This is a genomic window from Okeania sp. (genome assembly GCF_983059655.1).
This window is the reverse complement of the sequence record NZ_CEZPJD010000890.1, coordinates 1-3,043: the sequence shown is the minus strand read 5'-3', so window position 1 is coordinate 3,043 and position 3,043 is coordinate 1. Positions and strand designations below refer to the sequence as shown.

Sequence of the window (3,043 nt, the reverse complement as noted above, 5' to 3'; positions counted from 1 at the left end):
TCTATACTTTTAAGGAACATCTGAATTCTCACAACTTATTCCTGATTGCTATACATTCATTTTTAATTACTTATATTTTGATTATTTACCAACCCCATGTACCTGGCTCTCCTTTAAATGGTCCAACAATATCAGAAGTAATCCATCCTCCGTAAAAATTACCTGCTTGAGCTTTTACTAACTCATCATTGACATAGCAGGCATCCATCAAAGTGGCATAAAAACTATAGTATCCCTCTATAGACATAAAATTAGGAGTAGGATTCAAATATTGCCATACTGCATTACTTACATATTTATCCCCTACTGATACATCATAATAGGAAGCGTAACCTTTCCACTCACAAAAAGTTTTCCTGGAATTTTCGATTAAATACTCTATTTTAACATCTTCCGGTGGGATGTAATAAAAAGGAGGATGACTTGTTTCTAATACTCTTTTTGCTTTATTTGTCTCTGCTAAAACGATACTATTAAAAATCACTTTCAGATGTTTATCTGTATCTTGTAAAATAGCTGGACGTGGATAATCCCAAACTGATTCTTGACCTGGTTTGGGTGGAATTGGATTTGGTTTCATCATAATCAGAATAAAATACAATTGAACTACTTTTAAGTACCTAAAACTTACTCACATTATTTACGAGTTGCGATTGCTTTTTAGATTGGCTTCAAGGAGACTCATCGGAAACATAATTCCCTGCTTTTTAGTTGGGGTATTAAGGGTTTTAAATATCCTATCCCAAAATCCTTGAATTCCATAGTTTCCTTTGAAGCAAGTGTGATGAAGATCGTGAAAATCTGACGGAATGAAAAATATTGACAAAGAACTATGACCTTCTAGATTATAGGCATTACCGATAAGAGTCCATGCCAAAAGTTGAGTAATATCATATCCAAATATGAAAATCGGCAAAAGGTCCGTCAAGGTGACAATAACATATTCTAAAAAGCTTTTATGCCCAGCTACGAAGCTTGATGTATCTCGAAACTCATGATGTTTGAGATGAATTTTCTGCAAGAATTTTCTGTGAAATAGCCAATGGGAAACATAAAAACAGAAATCAGCAGCAACTATTCTCATTAAGAACCATCCAAAGTTTAGCATTAAGTTATTTCCTCTATCCACCTGTGTAGCTAGAGATAGAATTACTAATGCTGAGATAAAAGCTTTGATTTCTCCTATGAAAATTCCTTTCAGAGTAAACGAAGGAAATGGTTGTTTTTTTACTTTATTTGCTCTTATTGTTAGTTTTTCTCTCAAATTATCATTACCCTTAATTCCTTTTTCGATGAGAATACCAAGAAGATAAAACGATATAGATCCAATGCACCAGTACAAGATAATTTGTACTATAAAATCGAGCTTTGTATTCTTTAAGAAAAAATAGAATACCTGCTGAACCACTGTGCAACTAATAGCAATTTTTAGATAGAATTCTATTTCATAAAAAAAATCAAATAACTTTTGCATTTTTAATATTCCAAATTTAGCTCATTTTATATTATTTCACAACAATTATAGCTTATAGCAATCTGGCATTTTTTCAAAAACTTCAACCCACTTAGATAGCAGATAGGAACAAATAATATTTTAATCAGTTAATAGGTAAAACTTTTTCTGATTCATAACTTCTGCATAGCCTTTTACTATAAAAATTTAACACTAATTTACAGAATAATTATTAATTAAATAATTCAGGTTAAAAACTTTGCTTTTCAAGGGAAGAAAATTTATTTTTCCCTTTTAGTCAGTCCTCAATTATCCATTAATTAATACCTATTGTCGTTCTGGTTCTTGACACCAATCAGACAAATCTTCTAAACTACTAAAATTATCAATTGTTCCTCCTAAATTTTCTAACTTTTCCAGAGATAACTGTTGAATATTCTCTCTAATTATGGCAGGAATTTCTGCTGAAAATTTTCTCTCCAGTTGACTTAATATTAGTCTTTGCATTGACAACTTACCCGCTTCTAATCCTTCTTCTCGTCCCTGTTCTCGTCCCTCCTGTCGAGCTAGCAGAATTTGACCCGCACGGTCTTCTAAAAATACTTCCCGCTTGTGTACTTCCTCTAATTCTTTTCTTGATAGATTTGCCAGATTAGCAATATTTAAAGCTTTTTCTATCTCTTTTATTTCTGCTAAATTGGTGGGAATTACTTCTAAACTTGGAGCTGATTTCACAAAATAAATCCATTTATCTGCTATAGTTTCTAACTCTTCTAATTTTTTCGGAAACTTTGGTAATTCAACAAATATCATTGCTATTTCTTCATCTGTATACTCAAATGATTTCTCTTTCTCCTTAAACACAAAATGATTAATATATCGATCTGTTTTCTCAAACATTTTAAAATCTGTAATTGTTAAAGCAATTACTGGTTTGAATCTTCGATATCCCTCTCCAGTATCTAATTGATTCCCATAAGTTTTACATAGATTATAAACTACTCGCTTTTCAAATGCTGGAACGTTTAAAATTTGCATTTCAATTATCACATTCGAGCCATCATTTAAGAGAGCTTTTACATCTAGATAAGTATCTTTTAAACTAATGGTATCTCCTGGAGTATAGGGGTCGATTATTTCTAAATCTTGAATTATTGATTCACCAGAATATATTAAAGCATTCAAAAAACTAATTAAGATATCTTTACTCTCAGTGGAGCCAAATATTTTTTTGAAAGCAAAGTCTGTTTTTGGGCTAATAAATCTCATGGTTTTACTATGTTGATTAACAGAAGTTAAAAGTGATTTTATGGTCATCGAACTAATTATACCAATTCCCAAAAATAATGCTATACTTACCATGGGACTTCATCTGTTAAGTAATAATAATGATTGAATAATGTTTGTGACTATTCTAAGCATTAAACCAAGATATCTTATCTCTTTTTGCCCTACTCCCTACTCCCTAATCCCTACTTTCAAGGAGATGTAGCAAGACTTTTGAGAAATTGTATTAGGGTTTGCTGAATAAAGTCTTTTTACCGAAAAATCGTGGGTATGCGCCTCCCCTTTTAAGGGGATAAAAAAAAA

General features: G+C 31.5%; 3 protein-coding genes. All 3 read right to left on the bottom strand.

Going from position 1 to position 3,043, the window contains the following annotated elements; translation table 11 throughout:
- Nucleotides 1-85 precede the first annotated feature (85 nt).
- Nucleotides 86-580, bottom strand: coding sequence for a DUF427 domain-containing protein (locus AC3DU7_RS29840; protein ID WP_488042866.1), 495 nt, complete (start codon nt 578-580; stop codon nt 86-88).
- A gap of 60 nt (nt 581-640) precedes the next feature.
- The gene (locus AC3DU7_RS29835; protein WP_488042864.1) at nt 641-1,474 is read right to left on the bottom strand and encodes a sterol desaturase family protein; all 834 of its coding nucleotides are present in this window, start codon (nt 1,472-1,474) and stop codon (nt 641-643) included.
- A 306-nt stretch (nt 1,475-1,780) separates the two neighbouring features.
- Nucleotides 1,781-2,722 (bottom strand): Rpn family recombination-promoting nuclease/putative transposase, encoded by a 942-nt coding sequence (locus AC3DU7_RS29830; protein ID WP_488042865.1) that lies wholly within the window; start codon nt 2,720-2,722, stop codon nt 1,781-1,783.
- Between the last annotated feature and the right edge of the window lie 321 nt (nt 2,723-3,043).